Here is a 24,223-nt window from a genome sequence, read left to right as displayed (position 1 = left end):
GGATGCAACAGAGCCAGAGACTGAGCCAGATGTTGTTTGTGACGCTGCGGGAGGATCCCGCCGAAGCAGAACTGCCCAGCCACAAGCTGCTGCTGCGGGGCTGCTTTATCCGGCGGCTCTCCCCGGGGATCTACACCTATTTGCCGCTCCTCTGGCGGGTGCTGCAGAAGATCTCGGACATTGTCCGGGAAGAGATGAACGCCATTGGCGCTCAGGAGTGTCTGCTGCCCCAGTTGCAGCCGGCGGAGATCTGGCGGGAATCGGGCCGCTGGGACGTGTACACCCAAGCCGAAGGGATCATGTTTGCCCTTAAAGATCGGCAGGGACGCGAGCAGGCCCTGGGCCCCACCCATGAAGAGGTGATCACCCTGCTGGCGCGGGATCTGATCCGCTCCTATCGCCAGTTGCCGCAGACCCTCTATCAAATCCAGACCAAGTTCCGCGACGAGATCCGGCCCCGCTTTGGCCTGATGCGTGGGCGGGAATTCATCATGAAAGACGCCTACTCCTTCCACGCCAACGAAGAGAGCCTGCGCCAGACCTACCAGGACATGTACCGGGCCTACAGCCGCATCCTGCGCCGCTGCGGGCTGGAGTTTCGCGTGGTGGATGCCGACGCCGGAGCCATTGGCGGGCCATCCGCGGCTTCTCAGGAGTTTATGGTGTTGGCCTCTGCCGGCGAAGACGAGATCCTCTACACCCCCGATGGCTCTTATGCCGCCAATGTGGAGAAGGCCGTCTCCCTTCCGCCACCGGCAGCAGACTCCCCCTACACCACCTTCCAGGTTCTGGACACGCCGGGAACCGAAACCATCGAGAAGCTGGCCGATTTCTTGAAGATCTCCCCCACTCTGATTGTCAAAAACGTCCTCTACCAAGCCCTTTACGACAACGGCCTGCGGGTGGTGGTGCTGCTGAGCATTCGCGGCGATCAAGAGGTGAATGAGGTAAAACTGGCCAACCACCTCAGCCGTCTGGCGGAGCGTTACCAGGCCCACAAATTGCTCACCCTCACCCTGGCGGACGCGGAGATCCAGAAAAGCTGGCAAGGGGATCCGATCCCGGTGGGCTACATCGCCCCCGACCTACCGGATAGCTGCCTGGGCCGGCAGAAACACTTTGCCCCTCAGATCTTGCGCCTAGTTGACCAGACGGCAGCCCTGCTGAAAAACTTTGTAACCGGCAGCAACCAGGTGGGGCGGCACGTGGTGGGGGCCAACTGGGGCGAGCAGTACCCTCTGCCGGAGGTGGTGGATGTGCGCAAAGCCCAGGCGGGGGATCGCTGTCTGCTCAACCCCGACCAGATTCTGGAAACCGCCCGTGGCATCGAGATTGGGCACATCTTCCAGTTGGGCCTCAAGTTTTCGCTGCCGATGCGGGCCACCTTTACCGACGAGCAGGGCGTCGAGCAGCCGCTGTGGATGGGCTGCTACGGCATTGGGGTATCGCGCCTGGCCCAGGCGGCGGTGGAACAATCCCACGATGCCTATGGGATCATCTGGCCGGTGGCCATTGCCCCCTATCACGTGGTGGTGGTGGTGCCTAACGTCTCCGACCCGGAGCAGATGCAGGTGGCGGAAAAGTTGGTGCAGGAACTGGCTGCTGCCGGCATCGAGACCCTCTGGGACGACCGGGACGAGCGGGCCGGCGTCAAGTTCAAAGATGCGGATCTCATCGGGATCCCTTACCGCCTTACCACCGGGCGCAGTCTTAAGCAGGGCAAGGTGGAATTGGCCGAGCGGGCCACCGGCCAAGCGGTAGAAATTCCCATTGAGGAAGTGGTGGCTACCCTGAAAGAGCGGATTGCTGCTGCCCTAGCCGTGCCAGATTGAGTAGGGCTTTTGTCGTCACCAATGCTGAAAGGCAGCCTCGATTATCTATTGCGCGGCAAGAACATCCTGCTGGTGGTGGAAGCCAAAAAGGACGATCTGACGCGGGCTTTTGTCCAAATGGCGGTGGAGATGATCGCCCTAGCCCAGGTGGAGCCGCAAACGCAGATCTACGGCGCCGTCACCATCGGATCTACCTGGCAATTCGGACAGATCCTTGGGGATCCACAGACAATCCGACAAGACTTGACCTTGTACCGAGTACCGGAAGATCTGGAGAGCGTTGCCGGTATCCTCACGGCCATGGTAGGGGATCCCAGCCAACCATGAAACCCAAAACCCTCTGGTTTGCCCTGCAATTGATGGTGGCCGCTGCGGTTATCAGCGCGGCGATCAAATACGGTGGCCCCTATCTGGCCTTGCCGGAGACCCTGCCGGTGATCCTCGCCATGATCGTCTCGCCCACCTTGGTCATGGCCGGGATCCTGTGGCGCTGGCAACAGCGGTCTTCTCTTTCCCCAACCCGCGTCCAAGAGGCCCTGCCAACTGCAAACTCTGAGAACCCAAAAGTCTCTCAGCCGCCTTCCGATTGACCCTCACCCCCAGCCCCTCTCCCAGCCCTCACCCCCAGCCCCTCTCCCTCTGGGAGAGGGGAGCTTGGCCGCCACTGCCAGACCGGCAGGCCGACAACCTCAGTCCAACTAAGTGGACAGCCTACTGCTGGGTGAGGCGCAAGGTCACCGTCGGGCTGGTTTGGTTGCCAGAGGTGGCCGTGAGATTGATCTGATACACGGTGCCGGAGGCCGGAATGGGCGGCCGCACCGTAACGGTGAAGCGGCCTTGGGCATCGGCTTGCACGGTTTGGTTGGTCACCGTCTGTTGGGCGCTGATGATGCCCCCCAGCGAGGTCGAAGCCGTTACATTCACCCGCACGGAAGCATTGGGAGCCGTGGTGCCCTGCAGCGTAAAGGAAGAGCCGGCAACCCGATCCCCATCGCGCAAGTTGGTGATCTGGGGCAGCAGGCTGGAGGGGCTGATCGTCGCGGAAACCTCTTGGGTGGTGAGCCGCTGGACGCCCCCAGTAGCCCCCTCGATCAGGCGGGCCGGCTGCTCTGCAGTCATAAAGCGCACCTGGCCGCCGTTTTCCAGGCGAGCGATGACGATCCCCTCACGGGTAGTATCCTTCGGCTCAATCAAGGCATTGACCACATAGGTGCCGCTGGAAACTTCCTGAGCTGGCAGAGTTTGCACCTGCCGTCCGTCCTGGACAAGGTAAACGGTAACTCGGCTGGAGGGAGTGCCCTTGACAGTTACCAGCAGGATCTCGCCCGCGGCCAAGGGGCGATTGCCGGCGTTGTGATCCACCAGGTCGATAGAGGCGCGGACGGGGCTACCCACGGTGAAGCTCCAGGTAACACGGCGGGTCACCCCCTGGGTGTTGGTGAACTCCAGCAGGACTTCCCGCCGTCCCGGCGGCAAGGGCTGGGCAGGACGGTAGGTGAAGAAATCCCGGGTAATCACCGACTCAGCAGTAACATCTTTGCCGTCCAGAAAAACCCGCACCGTCTCCGGGCGCACGCTGACCCCATCTTGGCTACGAAAAGAAGCCGAGATCGGCGAGGTGGGCTCCACATTAGTGGCCGCTTGAGCCGGGTTGGGATCCGTAATTTGCTGAGCCCTTGCCGGCAGGCCCGACAACCCCACAACAGCAGCGCCGATCAGCAAGGCACGGGGAAACCAAGAATACAAGTTATCGCTCATGAGACCATCCAAAATAAGGTTAAGCTGGCCTATAGGTGAGTAGCCCAGAGGCGGAGCAAAGTCAACCTAGACCTCCTGTTTGCATCCTGTCACAGGGGTCGATTGCTGTCGATACGCCTACACCTCCGGCTGGCTCTCCCCTAGACCCAACCCCAGTGTCAGATTTAAGTAAGGTTAACTGCCATCTAACGCCTAGGGCAAGGATGAGAAAGCAGCCGCGAAAGCCCAGAGGCTACATTTTGCCCGTTCAAGCTGGCATCAATTCACGAAAATAGCGCCTGTCTCTTGTAAATCGAGACAATGGTCGCCGGACACATCGTTGACCAGGCGCACTTCTACGGTGATGACATTCAAGGGATCCACGCTCACCCGGTAGCCCACGGGGGACAACATCGGCGTGTTGATGGCCATGCAATTGGGGATGGGCAGGTTGCTCAGGCGCAAGGTTTCTCCGGCAGCCAGTTCCGATACGTTCTGGCGCGGATCGGTAAAGCCGTATTCCAGAGGCAGGCCGGTGCGATTGCGGATCACCAGCTCGGCAGGCAGGTTGGGGTTGAAGCGGGCCACCGGGCGATCGAAAACCGATTGATCCACACCCACCGGCAGGCGCGGCAGCGGCACCGTCTGAAAGGCAGGCTGAGCGACAGCACGGTGTCCAACCACCCAGGCTGACAAAGCGGCCATGATCAAGCCGATTCTTTTGCTTCGTTTCGCGTACCTCATGCTTCTGCCTCAGAACGCCCCTTGGACAAAATTGGGATGTCCTTCCTCGCCTGCTTGTATTGTTCCCAAAGAGGGCTGGCCGGGCCAGATGGCCGCTGTTTTTTCAAGGGTAGGCCCCAACAAGGGCCATCGCTGCGCCGCCCAGCTTAAGATCCCATGGGAGGAAGTTAACGCTGCAAAGGGAGGCATGGCTATGCCAGAAGAATCAGAAAAACCAGAGAAAAGCTACTCCTGGAAGGGCAGTGCCAACGCGGGCCGGGTACTGACGATTTTGGCCGTCGTGGGGGGAGTGGTCATTCTACTGGCGGGCTTCCTGCAGTAGGCCGAGCTGTCAGACCCAAAGTTGGCGCAAGAACATCCGCCTATCGCTGGAAGCCAACGTTTTCCCTGCTATGAAACTATGAAACAACTTTCTCGCTCCCTTCTCCCACAAGGGGAAAAGGGTTGGGGGAGCAAGTGTCTCAACCTTGCTTGAAACAACCGCAATGTTTTGCAAGTCCTGCTAACAAGTTGTCAGCCTTCGCTAAGTCTTGTCAAGTTGTGCCACCGTCGGGCAGCAAAAAAGACCCAGCAGGGATCCCTGCTGGGCTCAGGCCGGAGGAGCAAAAATCCTAGCCTAGGAGCTGACGAGCGGTATTGAGCACATTCTCCACCGTAAAGCCGAACTTCTCCATGCAGACAGGGCCGGGGGCGGAGGCGCCGAAGCGGTCGATGCCGATGGCCACCCCCTCAAAGCCCAGGTACTTGTGCCAGCCAAAGGTGGATCCCGCCTCGACGGAGATGCGCTTGGTAACATTGGGGGGCAAGACGGAGTCGCGGTAGCTCTGAGGCTGGGCCTCGAACAGCTCCATGCAGGGCATGGAAACCACCCGTACCGCTCGGCCTTCCTGCCGCAGTTGAGCAGCAGCCTTCACCGCCAGCTCCAGCTCTGAGCCAGTGGCAATCAAGATAAGCTCCGGGTTGGGAGCATCCACCACCACATAGGCCCCCTTGGCTACCCCCTCAATGGAGGTGCCTTCTACGGGGTTGACCGCCTGCCGGGTAAACACCAGCACCGACGGGGTGGACATGGCCTCGAGGGCCACCTGGTAGGCTCCCACCGTCTCGCGGGCGTCCGCCGGGCGGATGACGTAGAGGTTGGGGATGGCCCGCAGAGAGGCCAGCGTCTCAATGGGCTGGTGGGTGGGACCGTCTTCTCCTAGGGCCACTGAGTCGTGGGTCATGATGTGCAACACCCGCGCCCGCGAGAGGGCCGACAGCCGGATGGCCGGCCGCATGTAGTCGCTGAAAACCAAGAAGGTGGCGTCGTAGGGAATGAGGCCGCCGTGCAGAGCCATGCCATTGGCGATGGCTCCCATGCCATGTTCCCGTACCCCGAAGCGGAAGTTGCGCCCGTGGTAGGAGCCGGCCTGAAACTCCGGGATCCCCTTCAAGTAGGTCATGTTGGAATGGGCCAGATCGGCGGATCCCCCCAGCAGCTCTGGCACCGCCTTGGCCAGGGCGTTGAGACAAAACTTGGAGAGGTTGCGGGTGGATTCTTTGCCAGTTTCGGCAATGGGAGCCAACGCTTCTTTCCAGCCCGCAGGCAGCTCCCCGGCCATGATGCGCTTGAACTCGGCGGCCTCTTCCGGGTAGGCCTTCTCGTAGGCGGCAAAGCGCTCGTTCCACTCCGCCTCGGCTTTGGCCCCTTTATCGATGGCCTGGCGGAAGTGGGCCAGCACCTCGTCGGGGATGTAGAACTCCGGCTCCAGCGGCCAGCCCAAGTTTTGTTTGGTGAGCTTGACCTCTTCTGGCCCCAGGGGCGCCCCGTGGACGCTCTCGCTGCCAGCTTTGTTGGGGGATCCGTAGCCAATGGTGGTCTCGACGATGATCAAAGAAGGCTTGTCGGTGACCTCCTTGGCTTTTTGGATGGCTTCGGCGATCCCCTTCAGGTCGTGGTTGCCATCCTCCACTTTTTGCACGTGCCAGCCGTAGGCCTCGTAGCGCTTGCCCACATCTTCGGTAAAGGCAATTTCCGTGCTGCCGTCGATGGAGATGTGGTTGCTGTCGTAGAGCATGATCAGCTTGCCCAGTTTGAGGTGGCCGGCCAGCGAGGCCGCTTCCGAGGCCACCCCCTCCATGTTGCAGCCATCACCCAAGATCACGTAGGTGTAGTGATCCACAATCGTGTGGCCGGGCTTGTTGAAGCGGGCCGCCAGGTGGGCCTCGGCAATCGCCAGCCCTACCGCATTGCCCACCCCCTGTCCCAGCGGGCCGGTGGTCACCTCCACACCGGGAGTTTCAAAGTTTTCCGGGTGCCCGGGAGTTTTGGATCCCCACTGGCGAAACTGCTTGATGTCCTCCAGACTGACATCAAAGCCCGTCAGGTGCAGCAGGGCATATTGCAGCATGCAGCCGTGGCCCGCCGAGAGGACAAAGCGATCCCGATCCACCCACTTGGGGTTGCGGGGATTGAACTTCAAAAACTGCTGCCAAAGCACATAGGCCATGGGTGCTGCCCCCATCGGCAGGCCGGGGTGGCCGGAGTTGGCTTTCTGAACAGCATCCACCGCCAAAAAACGAATCGTGTTGATGGCAAGTTGTTCCAGGGAGGGAGGAGCAGCAACAACCATGTGGGATCCCTATCGCTCGACATTCGCTTTCCAGTATGCCGTGTTTTGGGTCTCGCTTCCGAACCAGTGGGGATCCATCGAGCTGGGAATTGGCCTGGGCCGGTCTCGGCCGGGCAAAATGACAGGCTAAGCTGAGAGATACGCTTGCCGCCATTTCTGGTTGGAGGGTTTTCATTGAGCGCTGTTTCTTCGCCTAGCGGTAAACCGCCCTGGCTGCGGGCCAAAGCCCCCCAACGGGCCGGGTCTGTCCAGCAACTGCTGCGGGACTTGGGCCTGAACACGGTTTGCGAAGAGGCTTCCTGTCCCAACTTAGGGGAATGCTTTGCCAACGGCACCGCCACCTTCTTGATCATGGGCCCGGCCTGTACCCGCGCCTGCCCCTACTGTGATATCGACTTCACCAAACGGCCTTTGCCCTTGGATCCCACTGAGCCGCTGCGGGTGGCAGAAGCGGTGGAACGCTTGGGGTTGCGCCACGCGGTCATCACCTCGGTGAATCGGGACGACCTGCCGGATGGCGGAGCCAGCCAGTTTGTTGCTTGCATCACGGAAATCCGCCGCCGCAGGCCCCAGACGACCATCGAGGTCTTGATCCCGGATCTGTGCGGCAACTGGCAGGCCTTGGAGCAAATTCTCGCCGCCCGCCCAACGGTGCTCAACCACAACACGGAAACCGTGCCCCGCCTCTACCGGCGGGTGCGCCCCCAGGGGAACTACGAGCGCTCCCTGCGGCTTTTGGAACTGGCGCGGCAATGGGATCCGGGCCTCTACACCAAGTCAGGGGTGATGCTGGGCTTAGGAGAGACCGCCGAGGAGATTTTACAGGTGATGCAAGATCTGCGCCGGGTGGGCTGCGACATCCTCACTCTTGGCCAATACCTGGCGCCCAGCCCCAAACACCTGCCGGTGGAGCGTTATGTCGCCCCCGAAGAGTTCGACCACTGGCGGCAAGTGGGGGAAGAGCTGGGCTTTTTGCAGGTGGTGTCTTCGCCTCTGACCCGCAGCTCCTACCATGCTGAAGCCGTGCAAGACCTGATGCGGCGCTTTCCCAAAGGGGGATCGTGAGCCCCGATTCTCTGCCAAGCTAGACTGCTGAAAGCCCAAGGCTGGTCTGTTCTTGACACCGCCAAGGGAACCCAATCATGGACATGAACAGGATCCGTCGTTTTACTGGCAGCAGCTCAGAAAATGGCTTGGTTCCTTCACCTCAGGGTTGGCTACAGCCCTTCCGCTGGCGGCTGCCCCTGGTCAGTGCAGAAGAGTATGCCGAGTTGGTGCTGGAGCTAATGCGGGAGTCTCGCCTCAGCCTCAACTACTTGATGTTGGTGCTTGGCTCCTGTGTCATTGCCACGTTGGGCTTGCTGGCCAATAGCCCGGCTGTGATCATTGGGGCGATGATCGTGGCTCCTTTGATGTTGCCGATTCGCGGCATGGCCATGGGGGCTTTGGACGGGAATGTAGTCTTGTTTCGGACAGGTATCCTATCTCTGACCGTGGGAACCGGAATTGGGTTGGGAGTATCTTTCCTGCTGGGGCGATGGGTAGGTCTTCCCAACTGGGGCAGCGAAATTTTGGCCCGCACTCAACCCAACCTATTGGATCTGGGAGTGGCGCTAGCGGCAGGGGGAATCGGCGCTTTTGCCAGGGTGCGCAAAGAGATCGCCGACAGTTTGGCAGGGGTGGCGATTGCTGTGGCGTTGATGCCGCCGGTGTGTGTGATTGGCTTAGGGTTGGCCCGTGGAGACTGGGAGATCAGCCTGGGGGCGGCGCTCCTCTATTCCACCAACCTGTTGGGAATTGCCTTGGCCTGTATGCTCACCTTTTTGGTGATGGGCTACGCCCCTTTGCACAAGGCCCGTTCTGGATTGGCTTGGGTGTTTGGCCTGGTGATGCTGTTGCTGGTGCCGCTGGCAGCCAGTATGACCCAACTGCTGTATCAATCTCGGCTGGAATTGGCGCTACGAACCGCTCTGCTCAACAGAACCATTACATTCCAACGGGTAACCCTCTTGCGCAGCGAGTTTAACTGGGTAGCCGATCCGCCGGAGGTGGTGCTGTCGGTGCGAGCGGACGAGCCCGTCACACCGAGACAGGTGGCACTACTAGAAGAGTTTGTGGAAGCTGAGGTGGGTCGCCCTTTCACCCTGATTTTTCAGGTGGTACAAGACCAGGAGGTGCGCCGAGAAACGCTTGCCCCAGAGGAGCCTGAGGTGAACTCTCCAGAAACAACTTTCCCCCCCGATCAAAGGGAATAACTCTTGCCTACTAATTGGCGGATGGGCTGGTTACAGCGTCAGGGATCCCACCTTTTGTTCTAACAACTGGGCCAGATCTTGCAAGAAAGCTGCGGCGTGGGCACCGTAGATGACGCGGTGGTCGCAGGTGAGGTTAACCTGCATCTGGGAGCGGATGGCGATGGCTTTTTCCGGCGTGGCCACCACGGTGGGGCGAGCAGCACCAATGGCCAAGATGGATCCCTGGTTGGGAGGCAGGATGGCGTCGAAGCGATCCACCCCAAACATGCCCAGGTTGGAGAGGGTAAAGGTGCCGCTGTTGTACTCCTCCGGCTGCAGTTGCTTGCGCCGCGCCCGCTCCACCAGATCCTTCCAGCGGCGGGAGATCTCGTAGAGATCGATCCGGTTGGCCTGCCTGAGCACAGGGGTAATTAGGCCCCCATCTTCCATGGCCACCGCCACGGCGATGTTGATGTCGGCTTTGTAATGGATCCCGTTTTCGGTGTAGCTGGCGTTGAGGAGGGGGTGCTTTTCTAGAGTCACGGCCACAGCCTTGACCAAAAGGGCCGTCAGCGTTACCCCTTTGGGTTTTACCTGTTGGTAAAGCTGATCCAGGCTGTCAGTGGTGATGGTGTAGCCGACGTGGAACACCGGCACGCCCAAGCTGGCGTTCATGTTGCGCACCACCGCCGCCTGCAGGGTGCTCAGGGGAACCACTTCTCCCAGGGGCACAGAGACGGGGGGAGGAGTGACCGAGGAAGGAGCTGCCGCCGGGGCAGAGGCGGGCTGAGCTGCGGCCCGCCCCACATCTTCGGCTACGATGCGCCCACCAGGGCCGGAGCCGCGCACCGTGCGCAGGTCAACCCCCAGGCTTTCTGCCAATTTTTTCGCCCGTGGGGAAGCCAGGATGCGCTGGGATCCGGCTCCGTCGGAGCCACTTGGGGGCGTGGAGGGGGGGCTTGCCGCAGGCGCAGGGGTTGGCCGTTGAACGGTGGGGACAGAGGCCGCGCTAGGGGTAGCCGCCGGCGCAGCACCCTTAGAGAGGGCCTTGGCTCTCTCCTGGGCCTCTGCCAGCTCCGCTTCGGTTTCGGCAATGAGGGCGATGGGGGCGCCCACCGGCGCCGATTCCCCGGCTGGGATGAGGATGCTGGCCAGAATGCCGCTGTGGAAGGACTCCACATCCATGTCTGCTTTGTCCGACTCCACCACCAGGATGTTTTCCCCTTTCTCCACCCGGTCGCCGGGGTTCTTCAGCCAGGCAACGATCTTGCCCGTTTCCATGGTGGAGCTGAGGGCCGGCATGGAGAGTTCGTGGATCATGGCGGGGGTGGCAACACAGCAGAGAAGATTGTAACCCAGCAGACGGGATCCCGGCGCACTCCCCTAGTGGGCGCCGGCAGCTTCCGCCTCGGCCACCACCAACAGGGTTTTCAGCAGGGAATCGGGGTTGAGGCTGATGGAGTCGATCCCCTGCTGCACCAGGAAGCGGGCAAAGTCAGGGTAGTCGCTGGGGGCTTGTCCACAGATGCCAATCTTGCGCCCGTGGCTTTTCACCGTCTGGATCACCTGGGCAATCATCCGCTTGACGGCCTCGTGGCGCTCGTCAAAAAGGTGGGCCACCAGGGCCGAGTCGCGGTCCAACCCCAGGGTGAGCTGGGTGAGGTCGTTGGAGCCGATGGAGAAGCCGTCGAAGATCTGGCAGAACTCGTCGGCCAGGATGACGTTGCTGGGCAGCTCGCACATGACGTACACCTGGAGGCTGTTTTCCCCCCGCACTAGGCCGTGGCGGGCCATCTCCTCCAGCACCTTGTGCCCCTCTTCCGGGGTGCGGCAGAAGGGGATCATCAAGATGACGTTGGTCAGGCCCATCTCGTCCCGCACCCGTTTCATGGCCCGGCACTCCAGCGCAAAGCCATCGCGGTAGCGGGGATCCGTGTAGCGGGAGGCCCCCCGCCAGCCAATCATGGGGTTTTCCTCGTGGGGCTCATAGCGGGATCCGCCCAGCAGGTGGGCGTATTCGTTGCTCTTGAAGTCCGACAGGCGCACAATCACCGGCTTGGGGTAGAAGGCAGCGGCGATGGTGGCCACCCCCTGGGCCAGCTTGTCTACAAAGTACTCCGGCTTGTCGGCGTACTGGGCGGTGAGCTCCGCCAGGCGCGGCTCCTCCTTGACCGCCTCGTCGTAGTGGATCAAGGCCAGAGGGTGGATCTGGATGTGGTTGGCGATGATGAACTCCAGCCGCGCCAGACCCACGCCGTCGCAAGGGATCTCGCTCAGGCCAAAGGCTTTTTCCGGGTTGCCCACGTTCATCATCAGTTGGGTGCGGGGGCGGGGCAGCTCCTCTAGCGGGATCTCCGTCACCTCATAGGGCAATAGACCAGGATAGACGCGCCCTTCCTCCCCTTCGGCGCAGGAGACGGTGATGGGATCGCCGGAGCGGAGCACCTGCGTGGCGTTGCCGCAGCCAACAATGGCAGGGATCCCCAGCTCACGGGCAATGATGGCTGCATGGCAGGTTCTGCCCCCCTGGTTGGTGACGATGGCGCTGGCCTTTTTCATGATTGGCTCCCAGTCGGGATCGGTTTTCTCCGTCACCAGCACCTCGCCAGCCTGGAACTGATCCGAGCGGCGCACATCCAAAATGACGCGGGCTGTGCCCTGGCCGATGGCCTCTCCCACCGCCCGTCCTTGCACCAGGGGGTCTGGGCGCGCCTCCGTCTGCGTAAAGCGGTAGGTCCTGAGGCGGTTGGTGGCCTTTTGGGATTGCACCGTCTCGGGGCGGGCCTGGACGATGAACAGCTCGCCCGTGATCCCGTCTTTGGCCCACTCGATGTCCATGGGGGTGAAGCGGCCCCGCAGCGCCGAGTAGTGCTCCTCGATGAGGCAGGCCCAGCGAGCCAGCTCTAGGATCTCGTCGTCCTGCAGGGCATATTGGCGGCGCAGGCTCTCGGGGACGGGTACGTTTTTGGTGGAACGGGATCCCTCCTCGTCGTAGACCAGCTTCAGGGCTTTGCTGCCCAGCTTGCGGGAGAGGATGGGGCGCAGCCCCTGCTTTAGAGTAGGTTTAAAGACCACGTATTCGTCGGGGTTGACGATGCCTTGCACCACGTTTTCCCCCAGCCCATAGGCAGCGGTGATCAACACCGCGTCTTTAAAGCCCGTTTCTGGGTCGATGGAGAACATCACCCCCGAACAGGCCAGGTCGGAGCGCACCATCTTCTGCACCCCCACCGAGAGGGCCACCTGGAAGTGGTCAAAGCCCTTGATCTGGCGGTAGGAGATGGCCCGGTCGGTAAACAGGCTGGCAAAGCAGCGGTGGCAGGCATTCAGCACTGCCTGGATCCCGTGCACGTTGAGGTAGGTCTCCTGCTGGCCGGCAAAGCTGGCATCCGGCAGGTCTTCTGCTGTGGCGCTGGAGCGCACCGCCACATCGGTATCGGGGCCGTAGCGCTCGCACAGCTTCTGGTAGGCTTCGCTGATGGCCTGCTCCAACTCTGGGGGGAAAGGCGTCTGCAGAATCAAGGTGCGGGCGGCTTTGCCCCGCTCGCGCAGGTTCCGCACATCCTCGATATCGAGGTCTTTGAGGATCTCCCGCAGCTTCTCCTCGAGGCCGGCAGCGGCGATGAACTGGCGATAAGCATGGGCGGTGGTGGCAAACCCCAGGGGCACGCGGATTCCTTTGGGGGTCAACTGCTGCAGCATTTCCCCTAGAGAGGCGTTTTTCCCACCCACCTGGGCCACGTCCCGCAGCCCCACCTCTATGAGGGGCACAACCAAGGGTGGCTCTGAGCCAAGCTGGCGTTGAGAGGGCTGTTGAAGCTGGGATCCCAGCGCTACTCCATCCAACATGCTTTGTCTCCTTGTGCCCATCAGAGCAAGCGTGATAGTTGCAAAAAGACCTTCTCCCGCCAGGACCTGGCCTGGCTTCAAGGAGCTCTACCCCCACTAGTGTACTGAGGGTTTTCCTGGGGCTAGAATCCCGGCACAACGCCCCCAGAGACGGCTGAGATGGGGAGGAGACAAAGGCAATCTCGCCAGGATCCAGCTGAAAGAGCTGCCACAAATCTTCGCCCTTTTTTACCTAATGCAAAAGTAACCGCTCTGCCACAATGTTTTCAAAGCAGCAGTTTGCGGAAACAGGGCAAATGGAAGGCCCCAGGGATCCGGTGGCAGCAATTCGCCAGGTAAGAGTGACGGAAAAACAGCAGGGCTTGCGGCTGGATCGGGGGTTGGCGGAACAACTGCCGGAGCTGTCGCGCTCGCGCCTGCAGCAGCTCATTTGCCAGGGCCAGGTTTGGCTCAATGGGCGGCCCTGCCTGGATAAGGATCGCCCCCTGCAAGCCGGGGATGAGATTGAGGTGCGGATCCCGCCAGCCACCCCTACAACTTTGGAGCCGGAGCGGATCCCCTTAGACATTCTCTACGAAGATGAGGATCTGCTGGTCATCAACAAGCCGCGCGGTCTGGTGGTGCATCCTGCTCCTGGAAATGCCAGCGGCACGCTGGTGCACGCATTGCTGGCCCACTGTCCTCGCCTTTCCGGGATCAACGGCGAGCTGCGCCCAGGGATCGTCCATCGCCTCGACAAGGACACCACCGGCGCCCTGGTGATTGCCAAACACGATCAGGCCCACCAGCATCTGCAGGCCCAGATCCAGGCCAAGACGGCTCGGCGCATCTACCTAGGGGTGGTGTTTGGCCGGCCAGCCCAGAGCCAAGGCACGATCTCTGCCCCCATTGGCCGCCACCCGGTGGAGCGGCAGAAGATGGCGGTTTTGCCCTCTGGCCAAGGGCGAGCGGCGGTAACCCACTGGCAGGTGCTGGAGCGCCTGGGCAACTACACCCTGATGCAGTTTGAACTGGAGACCGGCCGCACCCATCAAATTCGGGTGCATGCTGCCCACCTGCGCCTGCCCATTGTCGGGGATCCCCTCTATACCCAGAGCAAAACCAGCCCCGTCAAACTCAGCGGCCAAGCTCTCCACGCCTGGAAGCTCTCCTTTGTCCACCCGCGCACTGGCCAGCCGCTGCAGTTTACTGCCCCCCTGCCGGAAGAGTTCGAGCGGCTGCTGCGGCAGTTGCGCAGCCAGGCCGGATAGGCAGCTTCTAGGGTCGCTCTCGGCCCTGTCTGGCCTGTCCAATCAGGGTTCATGCTGATCCCCGTGACCAGGAAGTTTCAACCTTCAGTAAATTTTTAGAGAAGTTGGAAGTGTTTTTGCCGGGTGAGTTGTTTAGAGTTGTCCCCACACCGGTGGGGCAGACAATTAAGACAATCTCACATCTACCGGGATCCCTTGCCTGGGTGGGCGACACTAGGACTGGGTCGCAGAAGCGCGATAGCTAAGGAGGGGAGTATGAGCAAGAGCCTGCTGGAGCAGTTGCGAGAGATGACCGTCGTGGTGGCCGACACGGGGGATATCAACGCCATTGAGACCTTTAAGCCGCAGGATGCCACCACCAATCCCTCTTTGATCACAGCAGCCGCCCAAATGCCCCAGTACCAGGGCATTGTCGATGAGACCTTGCTCAAGGCCCGCAAAGAACTGGGATCTAAAGCCGACACCAAAACCGTAGTGGCCCACGCCATCGATGAATTGGCGGTAGCCTTTGGCGTGCGCATTCTCTCCATCATCCCCGGTCGGGTTTCGACCGAGGTAGATGCCCGCCTCTCCTACGACACCGAGGCTACCGTAGCCAAGGCCCGCTACCTCATCGAGCTCTACAAGGCGGCAGGGGCGAATCCCAAGCGGGTGTTGATTAAAATTGCTTCGACCTGGGAAGGGATCCGCGCCGCCGAGATCTTAGAAAAAGAAGGGATCCACTGCAACCTGACTCTGATGTTTGGCCTGCACCAGGCCATTGCCTGTGCGGAAGCAGGGGTAACCCTCATCTCGCCCTTTGTGGGCCGCATCTTGGATTGGTACAAAAAACACACAGGCCGGGAGAGCTATCCCCCTGCTGAAGATCCGGGCGTGCAGTCGGTAACCCAGATCTACAACTATCTGCGCAAATACGATTACCCGACGGAAGTGATGGGCGCCAGCTTCCGCAACATTGGGGAAATCATCGAGCTGGCCGGCTGCGATCTGCTTACCATCTCGCCAGTTCTCTTGGCGGAGCTGCAAAACACCGAAGGCCACCTGGAGCGCAAACTGGATCCGGAAAAAGCTAAGAAAATGGACATCCCGCGTCTGGTGATGGATCGAGCCACCTTCGACCAGATGCACCGGGAAAACCGCATGGCTTCAGAAAAGCTGGAAGAAGGGATCCAGGGCTTCTCCAAGGCGCTGGAGGTGCTGGAAAGGCTGCTCACGGAGCGGCTGCAGAAGCTGGAGGGCGCCAAGGAAACGATTACCCACGCCGCCCAGGATGTCTTCCGCATCTACGACCTGGATGGAGATGGCTTCATTACCCGCGAGGAGTGGATGGGGGCGGATCGCGTCTTCGATGCCCTCGACACCAACCAAGATGGCAAAATTACCCCCGAAGAAATGCTGGTCGGCCTAGGGGCAGCCGTCTACTTGAGGAATTAGCCAGCCAGCTCTATGGGCGAGAACTTTCGCCGCATCGGAGATGGGGTAGCTGCCCTAGAGGCCCAGGCCCGCCTCTGGATTGCCCAGCGGCTACAGGGGATCCCTTACGATCCGCCCCCGGGGCCGGCGGCCAGCCAGGTGCTGCGCTGGATCGAGACGGACTTGCTCCCCCGCCTGCAGCAAACGCCCCAGGAGCTGGAAAATCTCCTGCGCGGGCTCAATGGCGGCTATGTGCCCAGCGGCCCTTCCGGCGCCCCCACGCGGGGCCGGGTGGAGGTGTTGCCCACCGGGCGCAACTTCTACTCGGTGGATATCCGCGCCATTCCTACCCCCACTGCCTGGCAAGTTGGCTCGCTGGCTGCCGAGCGGGTGGTGGAGCGCTACGTGCAAGAGCAGGGGGAATATCCCCGCCACCTGGGCCTATCCGTTTGGGGAACTGCCACCCTGAGAACCGGCGGCGAGGACTGGGCGGAGGCGCTGGCGCTCTTGGGGGTTAGGCCCCGCTGGGAGGGGGGACGGGTGGTGGATATCGAGATCCTGCCTGTAGCGGCTTTGGGCCGTCCCCGCGTGGACGTAACCCTGCGCATCTCCGGCTTCTTTCGCGATGCTTTTCCCAACCTCATTGCCCTCTTCGACCGGGCTGTGCAGGCCGTGGCCGCCCTGGAAGAACCGGAAGCCGACAACCCCCTGCGGGCCCAGGTGCTGGCCGATACCCAGTACTGGCAGGAGCAAGGGATCCCGCCTTCAGAAGCGGCAGAGCGGGCGCGGCTGCGCATCTTTGGCTCCAAACCAGGGGCCTACGGAGCCGGGCTGCAGGGGCTGATCGAGGCGCAAAACTGGGAAACCGAGGCGGATCTGGCGCGCGCCTACCTCACCTGGAGCGGCTACGCCTACCGGGCCGAGGGCGAGGGAGAGCCGGCCCCCGCAGCTCTGCGGCGGCAACTGGCCCGCTTGCAAATTGTCCTGCACAACCAGGATAACCGCGAGCACGATCTCCTCGACTCCGATGACTACTACCAGTTCCAGGGGGGCATGGTGGCAGCCGTGCGCACCCTCCAGGGCCGCAACCCCCAAATCTACTTCGGGGATCACGCCCGTCCCCACAACCCCAAGATCCGCACCCTGGCCGAAGAGATCGACCGCGTCTATCGCGCCCGCGTCGTCAACCCCAAGTGGATTGCCGGCGTAATGCGCCACGGCTACAAAGGCGCCTTTGAGATGGCCGCCACCCTCGACTACCTTTTTGCCTACGACGTCACCACCCACGCCGTGCCCGATTTCATGTACGCCGGGGTGGCCCGCGCCTACCTGTTGGATCCCCGGGTGCAGCAGTTTCTGCGGGATCACAACCCCTGGGCACTGCGGGATATGAGCGAGCGGCTGCTGGAAGCCCACCAGCGGGGCTACTGGCAAGAGCAGGCCCTAGAGCTGGTGCCCCAGCTGGAAGCCCTGCTGCTGGAGACGGAAGCCCGCCTGGAGGCCACCCAGGGATCCCTGGCGGGAGAAGGTTAAGTTCAGCTAAGATGCTCTCAGCAAACCAGGCGCGGAGGGATCCCAATGATGAGCAAAGCCAAGTTACTGCGAGAGATTCTGGGGCCCCTACTGGAAGATTACCGCTACTGGTTTGAGCGCTCCCGCCGCTTTTTGCAAGAAGAAACCCTAGAATTTATTAGCCCAGAGGCGCAGCAGGCCCTTCTGGAGCGGGTTTTGGCTGCCCAAGCAGAATTGCAAGCCGCAGAAGCCCTCTATCAGTTGTCGGAGAATGAAGTTGGCGTTGACCCAGCGCTGATGGCAAAATGGCATCACCTGCTGATGGAGTGCGCCGAGCTGGGCCGTCGCTTCCGCCAAATTCACCCTTCCTCTGACTCATCTGACCCGTGATGCTGCAGATCCTCTACCTTATCGCTTTCGTGGCCATCGCCTTTGTGGCCCTGCGTAACCTGGTGGCCAATATCATCACGTTGGGCAAAGAAGAGCGCAAGGCCTCGCCCCGTCGGGCTCGCCGACAGGCGCCCCACCCAGAGCTCTTGGATGAAGAAGGCAACCTGACGGAAGAGCCCTTGTTGGTGATTCGTTCGACCAGCCTGGAAGAAGCCCGCAGCCGCCTGGAAGATCTCTACTCTGGCTCTCCTGACGAGGATTAAAAGCGGCGCAGGAGCTTCCCCTTTCTCGGTGTCGGCCCGAGTCAGTTGTGGGGGTAAGTAGCCTTTCTTGGATGAAGTTACGATAAAGCACCTGGCGCCGAGCACTATTCCTAACTCCCCTCTCCCTGAGGGAGAGGGGTTGGGGGTGAGGGTAGCGGCGCGGAGCACTTGGGTAGGCGGCAAGGTATCTTAACCTTGTTTGAGGCAACTACAGTCAAGTCAATCTGGTTCTTCACCTGGTGGCCTCTGGAGCTGGCCTGCAGCATTGACGCAAACGTCACAAATGGGATCCGATTCCAATTCCGATTTCGAGGTGGAAGCCGTCCTGGAGGCGGTGCTGAGCAAGCTGACGGTTTTGGCGGAGACGGGACAGACCTTTGGCCAGCCGATTACCATTGGCGACACAACGATTGTCCCCTACGTGTCGCTCTATTTTGGCGTTGGCGGAGGAGGGGGCCATTTTGGCTTTCGCAGCAACGGACGGGATCCGGCCAGCCTGTTTGGCGGAGCGGGGGGCGGGGTGCGCATCGAGCCGGTGGGCTTTTTGGTGATCCGAGGGGAGCGGGTGGAGCTGCTGACCACGGCCCAAAAGCCCGGCCAGTGGAGCCAGCTTGGCGAGACTATAATTCCCCTGCTGCAGCAGTGGCTCCAGAGCCGGGCCGGCAATTCCTCAAATGACCAGCCAAATGACTAGCCGCGAATGGAGAGGCGGGATCCCTGGGGGGAGGGCTGCACCTCGATGCGGTGGGGAAAGGCCTCTTGCAGACTGGGGATGTGGGTGATCACCAGGATGCAGGCAAAGTCAGAGGCCACAGCGTTGATGGCCGCCAGCAACTGGGCCCGCCCGGTGGCGTCCTGGGAGCCAAACCCCTCGTCGATGATCAATGTTTGCAGGTCGGAGCCAGAGCGCTGGGTAAGCAGGCGGGAGAGGGCCAGGCGAATGGCGAAGTTGATGCGGAAGGCCTCACCGCCGGAGTAGGTCTCGTAGGGGCGGGTGCCGCGGGGATCGGCGATGAGGATGTCGAGGGTTTCAATTAGCTTGTCCGAGCGTCGCCCCGAGCGCTGGGTTACAAAGCGCAGATGGAGGCGGTGTTGGGTGAGGCGGCCCAGGATCTGGTTGGCCTGGGCCTCTAGCTCTGGCAGAACGTTTTCGATGATCAGGGCGGGAATGCCGTTGCGGCCGTAGGCGTTGGCCAGCTCCTGGTACACCTGCTGCTGGCGGCGGGCCTGCTGCAGTTGTCGCTCTAGCTCTGCCCGCTCCGACTGTTGTTCAAGGGCCTGCTGCAGCCGCTGTTGGGCCGCCCCGATTTGAGAAAGCACCTGATCCAGCCCTTGCCGGTGCTCCTGCAGAGCTTGGCGGATCCCTTCCAGGTGGGCGGGCAAGACCTCAGGCTGCTCCGCCAGTTGTTGCTGCAGCGCTTCCAGCTCTTGGGTGGCCTGGGCAAAGTGCTGCCGGCTTTCCTGCAGGCGTTGGGACAAGATCTGGCTGCGGGCTGTGGCTTCCGGCAGCTCCTGGCGGGCTATTTGGAGGGCCTGCAGGCGGGCCGGCCACAGTTGCGCCTGGGCCAGTTCTGCTTTTACCTGCTGGTGCAGGGATCCGTCGTAGCCAAGGTGGTGCAGCGCCTGCTCGATTTGGGCCAGGCGTTCTGCCAGCGGCGAGTCAGGGGATCCCGCCTGTTGCAGGGCTTCCAGTTGCGCTTGTAGGGAGGCGATCTGTTCACACAACTGGGCTCGGCGCTCCTGGGCTTTGCGCAGCTCGTGGGAGCGGCCCAGGGCCCAGCGCCAGCGCTCCACCTCTCCCCGTTGCAGGGCGTGTTCGCGCTCGTCGTAGCCCAGGTGTTGCAGGGCCTGCTGGATCTGGGCAAGCTGCTGCCGCGCCTCTGGGGCATAAGCTTCTTGGTTGAGGATTTGCTCCAGTTCTGCCGCTTCTGCCCGCCAAGCCTCCAGTTGCCGCTGCCGCTCCTGCCCGGCCTCCCACTGCTGCTGCAGCCGCCCCTGGAGGTGCAGACGCTCATCCCAAGCGGCCAATTCTTGCTCAAGACGCCGAGCTTCCTCTTGCAGCAGCCCGATCTCCCGGTCGGCCACCGCCAGTTGCTCGCGAATCACAAAGAGCTCGCCGGCAATCTCTTCTTGGCGCTGGCGGTGCTTTTGCAGCACCACATCCCTCAGGTGCGGGCTGAGCGGACGGGCGCAGAGGGGGCAAACCCAAAGGTGGGATTCCAGGACAGCCAACGCCTGGGTGGACGGTGCCGGCGCAGGCGCGGCAGGCTGCTCTGAGAAGGCTGCTTCCGGGGTGGCTTCGGATTCTGGGTGTTCTTCCTCCCCACCTTCTGCCATCGACTTCACCCCCGCTAAGGCAGGGGCGGAGTGGTGCCTTTCTTGCTCTGGATTGTAAGGATCTGGGCGATCCGGATCCCCGAGATCCAGCCGCTCGGGGTGAAAGGACTCCGTCCTGCTATCGCCAACGGGAAAAGCCTCCCAAGGAGCCTCTAATAGGCGGCAGCGCTCTTCCTCCTGTTGCCATTGGTGCTGGAGAACCCGCTGCCGCTCCTGCAGCTTCTGCACAAAGAGGCGGCGCTCTTGAATTTTTTCCAGCACCTGCTGTTGGTAGAGACGCCGTTGCTCCAGCTCGGCCAGGGCTGCGACGCCGGCGGCAATTTTCTGGGCCAGTTGCTGCTGCTGTTGGGCCAGGGTTTCCTGGTTTTGCAGTTGCTGCTTGAGGAGCTGGAGGCGGGCTTGCAGGCGTTCTCGCTCGCGGCGGATCTGCTCTTGCCAGTGCCGTTGTTGCTCTAGGAGGGCGGCGGCTTGGGCCTGGGCATCGTTCAAGATCTGCAGGCGCTCCTGGGCTTGCCGGTAGTGGTGGAGGGCGTTTTCGATGCGCTCCCCTTCTGCCAGCACCTGGGCATCGGCCTGGGCTTGGGCCTGGCAGGCGGCCAATTCCTGTTGCAGCCGCTGCATTCTGCGCAGTTGCTGCTGTTGGTACTCAGCTTGTTGGGCCTGCAGCTTTTGGCGCTCTTGGAGCAGGTGTTGCTGTTGCTCGAAGAGGCGGTGAAGATGGCGATCTTGGGCCATCAGGGACTGATAGCGTTCGTAGCCCGCCAGGATCTCCTCGCTTTGGGCGATCAGCTCTTCCAACTGCAGCAGGTGCTGTCGTTGGGCTCGCCACTGCTGTTCGGTGTGGTGCAGGTTGGCGCTGAGCTTGTGCAGGTGTTGGGTGAGTTGCCGGTGGCGCTCCTCTAGGGTGTGGCGATGTTCATAGGCCCGCTCTAGAGACTGTAATTCCTGCTGCTGTTGGGCCAGGAGCTGTTGCAGATGGGTTTGCTGTTGTTGGAGCTGCTCCAGTTCGGCTTGGATCTGCTCGATAGAGGCCTGCTGTTGCTCCAGCTTGGGCAGGCGCTCTTGGAGTAGATCCGCTTTCAGCTTGGCACTGCGAGCCTGTTCGCGGCAGCGCTCGGCCAGCAGGTCGTACTGGCCCAGCTTGAGCATATCGGCCAAGATCTGCTTGCGCTCGCCGGGGCGCTTCAGGGTAAAGGCATCGGCTCGTCCCTGCCGCAGGTAGGCCGAGTGAATGAAGGTATCGTAGTCGAGGCCAAGCTGACTTTGGATGGCCTGTTGGGTAGCGCGCATGCCGCGGCGGGTTAGGCTGCGCCAGGCGGTTTCTCCAGCTTGAATTTGCCACTCCAGGGATCCCTCCCCCGACAGGTGGCGGCTGCGCAGGATGCGGTAGGTTTGCCCCCGCGAGCGGTAAATCACTTCCACCCAGGTTTCACTGGCACCTTTGCGGATGAGATCGCTGTCGTTGCTGGCCCGGCTTTGTCCCCAGAGGCCCCAGGTAAGGGCGTCGAGCAAAGCCGATTTGCCCGCCCCGTTGGGGCCACAAATGCAGGCGGTGTGGATCCCGCGCAGATCCAAAACGGCGTGAGAGTAGCAGAGAAAATGGTGTAAGGTCAGGCGAACCGGGATCACGGAAGACTGGGCTCTGGGTGCGGCAAAACGCTAGAGCTAAGCCGTTTGATCTAGAGTATCGCGTCGGCCTTGAAAGGGTTGGCCAGATCCCAAGCCTTGCCAACTTTTTTGCGGGAATTGAAGGGATCCCTCACCTCTACTTCGGAGACAAAGCCGCCGGCGCGGGATCCGGTTGCAGCAGCCGTTGACAGAGCTGGGCGATTTGGTCGGAGCTGGCCTCGTCCAGCCAGCGGTGGAAAGCTTGGGATTCGCGGATGCGGCCCAGCAGCAAGGTGGGAATTTCCTCTGGGCTGTGCAATTCCGCTAGCCACTGTCGAGGCAGGCCAGTCGCTGCCGCCAGAGCGTCGGGATCCCGTTGGCCCGCTTGCCAGAGTGCCTGCAGTTGGGGGATCTGCTCCCAGCGGTGGCCAGAAGCAGCCAGGATCAGGGTTTGCGGCTGTAGCTGTTGCAGCAGTTGGGCCAGATCCGTCGGCAGCCAGGGCCAGCGGGCCAGCACCAGAGCTGTTTTTGCCGACGGGAGGAAGTCTTGATCGAGGGGCAGAGCCTGCCCCCTGTAGCAGACGGCTTCTCTGAGAGAATCCGGCAGGGGGCGTTGCCGGTAATCCTGGATCTGGAGACGGGTGGCGGAAACGGTGGGCGCCTGCCAGTCGCCAGAGGAGCGCAGCGCCAGTACTTTGCCTTGCCAGGGTTGTCTGCCCTGGTCATCCGCTTCCAACTGCAGGGCGATGTCCATAGCCTGGCATTCTTGCCACTGCTCCAGCTCTTCGCCGGCTTGCCAAAACCAGAGGGTACGGGATCCCGGCCTGCCTTGCAGATCAAACCTTAAGTGGCGGCCATTCTGGGAAGCCCCCAGCTTGACGCTGCCGCGACAAACGTTCATCAGGGCTACGACGGGGTTGGGATTGCCGTGGCCAAAGGGCTGCAGAAGCTGCAACTGCCGATACACCTCGTCCAGCTCTGCCACCCTATCCCGCCCCTGAGAGGCCAACAGTTCCCAATCGATGACGATCTCCACCGCCAGGGCGCGAGCTTGGCGATCCGGGCTGACCCTCGCGGCCAGCTCCCGCCGCAAAGCCAGTTGTACAGCGGCCAGGCAAGACAGATCTACTTGGATCCCGGCAGCCATAGGGTGTCCGCCTCCCCCCAGCAAGAGGGGGCGCACGGCCTCGATGGCCTCCACCAGGTTCACCCCTGGAATCGAGCGGCCCGACCCATAGCCCCGTCCCGCCCTCTCGTCTTTGGCGATCAACACCGTCGGGCAAGCGTATTGCTCCGCCAAGCGCGCCGCGGCGATCCCCAAAACCCCTGGGTTCCAGCCGCTTCCGGCCAGGACAATCGCCCCCTCCCGCCCCAGATCTAGGCTTTCCACCTGTTGGCCGGCCTCTTGAATCACTTGCTGGGTAAGGCGCTTACGCTCCTCATTGAGGGCAACAAAATGCTCCACCAGCGTCTGGGCCCGCTGCGGATCGGAGGTGGTCAACAGCTCCACCGCCAGGCTGGCATCGTCCAAACGGCCAATGGCGTTCAGCTTGGGAGCAAGGCGAAAGGCGATATCCTGGGCTGTTGGTGTTCCTGAGGATTGGCCGTTGCCCATCTGATCCAAAAGAGCTCGCAGCCCCGGGCGCTGCGTCTTGGCCAGCACGGGCAGGCCCCGCTGCACCAGGTAGCGGCACTCCCGCTGCAACACCGCCACATCGGCCACGATCCCCACCGCCACCAGATCCAGGTGCTCTTCTACGCCTGGGATCCCCAGCGCTTGGTAGAGGGCCTCCGCCAGCTTGTAGGCCACCCCCACCCCCGGCAGAAAGCGCAGCGGATGTTCCTCTGGCAGGCGCAGTGGGTTGACCACCGCATGGGCAGGGGGCAAGGGATCCGGCAGCGTGTGGTGATCCGCCACGATCACGTCTACCCCTTCGGCTTGGGCGGCGGCAATCTCGGCGGCATTGCCCATACCGCAATCCACTGTCAGGAGCACTTGGCAGCCCTGGGCCAGCACCTGCTGCAGCCGCTGGGGGTTCAAGCCATGCCCTTCGCTGCTGCGCAGCGGTAGGGTGAACTGGACTCGGAAGCCCAAGGGCTGTAACGCCGAGAGCAAGAGGCTGGTGGCGGTAACGCCATCGCAGTCGAAATCTCCCCAAATGCAAAGGGTTTCTCCTCTTTTTCTTGCCTGCAACAGGCGTGCTACTGCCCGCTCCAGATCCGGCAGGGATCCCGCTGGCGTGGGAGAATACTGATCAGGATCGACGAAGGCCCGCGCTTGTTCCCGGCTGTGCAGCCCACGCAAGGCCAGCACCTTGGCTGCATACTTGCCGTATTCTCGGCTCAGCTCCGGATCAAACTGGGGTGGAGTGGGCAGCAGATCCCAGCGGTATTCCATGCCAACGGGTTGGGCCGGCCCCCGGGCCGACGGGGATAGAGCTC

At 61.9% G+C, this 24,223-nt stretch carries 18 protein-coding genes and 1 pseudogene; 12 read left to right on the top strand and 7 right to left on the bottom strand.

Annotation, left to right across the window (positions count from 1 at the left end; translation table 11 throughout):
* Nucleotides 1-2: 2 nt before the first annotated feature.
* The 3 genes from NW851_RS09200 to NW851_RS09190 are packed head-to-tail and all read left to right on the top strand — an operon-like array spanning nucleotide 3 to nucleotide 2,422.
* Nucleotides 3-1,832, top strand: a complete 1,830-nt coding sequence (locus tag NW851_RS09200; RefSeq protein ID WP_414337982.1) for a proline--tRNA ligase — start codon at nucleotides 3-5, stop codon at nucleotides 1,830-1,832.
* 21 nt (nucleotides 1,833-1,853) lie between these two features.
* The gene (locus tag NW851_RS09195; RefSeq protein WP_414337980.1) at nucleotides 1,854-2,159 is read left to right on the top strand and encodes a hypothetical protein; all 306 of its coding nucleotides are present in this window, start codon (nucleotides 1,854-1,856) and stop codon (nucleotides 2,157-2,159) included.
* Complete coding sequence (locus tag NW851_RS09190; RefSeq protein WP_414333116.1) at nucleotides 2,156-2,422, top strand: hypothetical protein; 267 nt, start codon at nucleotides 2,156-2,158, stop codon at nucleotides 2,420-2,422. The genes NW851_RS09195 and NW851_RS09190 overlap by 4 nt, the downstream gene beginning before the upstream one ends.
* Nucleotides 2,423-2,543: 121 nt before the next feature.
* On the opposite strand, the gene NW851_RS09185 is transcribed toward NW851_RS09190, so the two are convergent.
* Entirely contained in the window at nucleotides 2,544-3,590 is a 1,047-nt protein-coding gene (locus NW851_RS09185) for a hypothetical protein (RefSeq protein ID WP_414337978.1), read from the bottom strand.
* Nucleotides 3,591-3,848: 258 nt separating this feature from the next.
* Nucleotides 3,849-4,274 carry a hypothetical protein gene (locus NW851_RS09180; RefSeq protein WP_414337975.1) on the bottom strand — a complete coding sequence of 142 codons (426 nt, stop codon included), beginning with the start codon at nucleotides 4,272-4,274 and terminating at the stop codon, nucleotides 3,849-3,851.
* On the opposite strand from NW851_RS09180, the gene NW851_RS09175 reads away from it, so the two are divergent.
* A complete protein-coding gene (locus NW851_RS09175; RefSeq protein WP_414337972.1) occupies nucleotides 4,273-4,635 on the top strand; it encodes a hypothetical protein in 363 nt (120 codons plus the stop codon). The genes NW851_RS09180 and NW851_RS09175 overlap by 2 nt on opposite strands.
* Before the next feature lie 289 nt (nucleotides 4,636-4,924).
* Here the strand turns inward: NW851_RS09175 and tkt are convergent, their stop codons facing one another.
* On the bottom strand, nucleotides 4,925-6,925 hold the full coding sequence (gene tkt / locus NW851_RS09170) for a transketolase (RefSeq protein ID WP_414337969.1): 2,001 nt from the start codon (nucleotides 6,923-6,925) through the stop codon (nucleotides 4,925-4,927).
* Nucleotides 6,926-7,099: 174 nt separating this feature from the next.
* Between tkt and lipA the strand changes: the two genes are divergently transcribed.
* Together lipA and NW851_RS09160 are read left to right on the top strand one after the other, a co-directional pair.
* A complete protein-coding gene (gene lipA, locus NW851_RS09165) occupies nucleotides 7,100-7,990 on the top strand; it encodes a lipoyl synthase (RefSeq protein WP_414337967.1) in 891 nt (296 codons plus the stop codon).
* A 77-nt stretch (nucleotides 7,991-8,067) separates the two neighbouring features.
* Complete coding sequence (locus tag NW851_RS09160) at nucleotides 8,068-9,180, top strand: DUF389 domain-containing protein (protein ID WP_414337964.1); 1,113 nt, start codon at nucleotides 8,068-8,070, stop codon at nucleotides 9,178-9,180.
* Nucleotides 9,181-9,210: 30 nt separating this feature from the next.
* On the opposite strand, the gene NW851_RS09155 is transcribed toward NW851_RS09160, so the two are convergent.
* Both NW851_RS09155 and ppsA read right to left on the bottom strand, forming a co-directional pair.
* Entirely contained in the window at nucleotides 9,211-10,479 is a 1,269-nt protein-coding gene (locus tag NW851_RS09155) for a dihydrolipoamide acetyltransferase family protein (protein ID WP_414337962.1), read from the bottom strand.
* Nucleotides 10,480-10,542: 63 nt separating this feature from the next.
* The gene (gene ppsA, locus NW851_RS09150; RefSeq protein ID WP_414337959.1) at nucleotides 10,543-13,008 is read right to left on the bottom strand and encodes a phosphoenolpyruvate synthase; all 2,466 of its coding nucleotides are present in this window, start codon (nucleotides 13,006-13,008) and stop codon (nucleotides 10,543-10,545) included.
* A gap of 260 nt (nucleotides 13,009-13,268) precedes the next feature.
* Here ppsA and NW851_RS09145 point away from each other — a divergent pair, with 260 nt between their 5' ends.
* The 6 genes and pseudogenes from NW851_RS09145 (at nucleotide 13,269) to NW851_RS09120 (ending at nucleotide 18,530) form a co-directional block, all read left to right on the top strand.
* Nucleotides 13,269-14,258, top strand: a complete 990-nt coding sequence (locus tag NW851_RS09145) for an RluA family pseudouridine synthase (protein WP_414337957.1) — start codon at nucleotides 13,269-13,271, stop codon at nucleotides 14,256-14,258.
* Between the two features lie 255 nt (nucleotides 14,259-14,513).
* Nucleotides 14,514-15,692: a transaldolase gene (locus tag NW851_RS09140; protein WP_414337955.1), complete on the top strand. Its 1,179-nt coding sequence runs from the start codon at nucleotides 14,514-14,516 to the stop codon at nucleotides 15,690-15,692.
* 27 nt (nucleotides 15,693-15,719) lie between these two features.
* Nucleotides 15,720-17,204: pseudogene (locus NW851_RS09135) on the top strand (cobaltochelatase subunit CobN); the annotation flags it as partial.
* A 45-nt stretch (nucleotides 17,205-17,249) separates the two neighbouring features.
* The gene (locus tag NW851_RS09130; RefSeq protein WP_414333814.1) at nucleotides 17,250-17,573 is read left to right on the top strand and encodes a DUF2605 domain-containing protein; all 324 of its coding nucleotides are present in this window, start codon (nucleotides 17,250-17,252) and stop codon (nucleotides 17,571-17,573) included.
* Nucleotides 17,573-17,836, top strand: coding sequence for a DUF2973 domain-containing protein (locus NW851_RS09125; protein WP_414333816.1), 264 nt, complete (start codon nucleotides 17,573-17,575; stop codon nucleotides 17,834-17,836). Before NW851_RS09130 ends, NW851_RS09125 begins: the two co-directional genes overlap by 1 nt.
* 265 nt (nucleotides 17,837-18,101) lie before the next feature.
* The gene (locus tag NW851_RS09120) at nucleotides 18,102-18,530 is read left to right on the top strand and encodes a GerW family sporulation protein (protein ID WP_414337951.1); all 429 of its coding nucleotides are present in this window, start codon (nucleotides 18,102-18,104) and stop codon (nucleotides 18,528-18,530) included.
* Here NW851_RS09120 and NW851_RS09115 read toward each other — a convergent pair.
* Together NW851_RS09115 and recJ are read right to left on the bottom strand one after the other, a co-directional pair.
* Complete coding sequence (locus NW851_RS09115) at nucleotides 18,527-21,802, bottom strand: AAA family ATPase (protein ID WP_414333820.1); 3,276 nt, start codon at nucleotides 21,800-21,802, stop codon at nucleotides 18,527-18,529. The two genes, NW851_RS09120 and NW851_RS09115, sit on opposite strands and share 4 nt — an antisense overlap.
* Nucleotides 21,803-21,938: 136 nt before the next feature.
* Complete coding sequence (recJ, locus tag NW851_RS09110; protein ID WP_414337949.1) at nucleotides 21,939-24,179, bottom strand: single-stranded-DNA-specific exonuclease RecJ; 2,241 nt, start codon at nucleotides 24,177-24,179, stop codon at nucleotides 21,939-21,941.
* Nucleotides 24,180-24,223 lie beyond the last annotated feature (44 nt).

Origin of the sequence: Synechococcus sp. H55.7, assembly GCF_047462395.1 — a bacterium.
Classification (GTDB): Bacteria; Cyanobacteriota; Cyanobacteriia; order Thermostichales; family Thermostichaceae; genus Thermostichus.
Note: the sequence above shows the minus strand (reverse complement) of the source record. Positions and strands in the feature narration are given on the sequence as shown.

Coding starts and splice junctions, on each gene's coding strand:
- NW851_RS09200 (WP_414337982.1), top strand. CDS start 3: ATGCAACAGAGCCAGAGACTGAGCCAGATGTTGTTTGTGACGCTGCGG.
- NW851_RS09195 (WP_414337980.1), top strand. CDS start 1,854: ATGCTGAAAGGCAGCCTCGATTATCTATTGCGCGGCAAGAACATCCTG.
- NW851_RS09190 (WP_414333116.1), top strand. CDS start 2,156: ATGAAACCCAAAACCCTCTGGTTTGCCCTGCAATTGATGGTGGCCGCT.
- NW851_RS09185 (WP_414337978.1), bottom strand. CDS start 3,590: ATGAGCGATAACTTGTATTCTTGGTTTCCCCGTGCCTTGCTGATCGGC.
- NW851_RS09175 (WP_414337972.1), top strand. CDS start 4,273: ATGATCAAGCCGATTCTTTTGCTTCGTTTCGCGTACCTCATGCTTCTG.
- NW851_RS09180 (WP_414337975.1), bottom strand. CDS start 4,274: ATGGCCGCTTTGTCAGCCTGGGTGGTTGGACACCGTGCTGTCGCTCAG.
- tkt (WP_414337969.1), bottom strand. CDS start 6,925: ATGGTTGTTGCTGCTCCTCCCTCCCTGGAACAACTTGCCATCAACACG.
- NW851_RS09160 (WP_414337964.1), top strand. CDS start 8,068: ATGGACATGAACAGGATCCGTCGTTTTACTGGCAGCAGCTCAGAAAAT.
- NW851_RS09155 (WP_414337962.1), bottom strand. CDS start 10,479: ATGATCCACGAACTCTCCATGCCGGCCCTCAGCTCCACCATGGAAACG.
- ppsA (WP_414337959.1), bottom strand. CDS start 13,008: ATGTTGGATGGAGTAGCGCTGGGATCCCAGCTTCAACAGCCCTCTCAA.
- NW851_RS09145 (WP_414337957.1), top strand. CDS start 13,269: ATGTTTTCAAAGCAGCAGTTTGCGGAAACAGGGCAAATGGAAGGCCCC.
- NW851_RS09140 (WP_414337955.1), top strand. CDS start 14,514: ATGAGCAAGAGCCTGCTGGAGCAGTTGCGAGAGATGACCGTCGTGGTG.
- NW851_RS09130 (WP_414333814.1), top strand. CDS start 17,250: ATGATGAGCAAAGCCAAGTTACTGCGAGAGATTCTGGGGCCCCTACTG.
- NW851_RS09125 (WP_414333816.1), top strand. CDS start 17,573: ATGCTGCAGATCCTCTACCTTATCGCTTTCGTGGCCATCGCCTTTGTG.
- recJ (WP_414337949.1), bottom strand. CDS start 24,179: ATGGAATACCGCTGGGATCTGCTGCCCACTCCACCCCAGTTTGATCCG.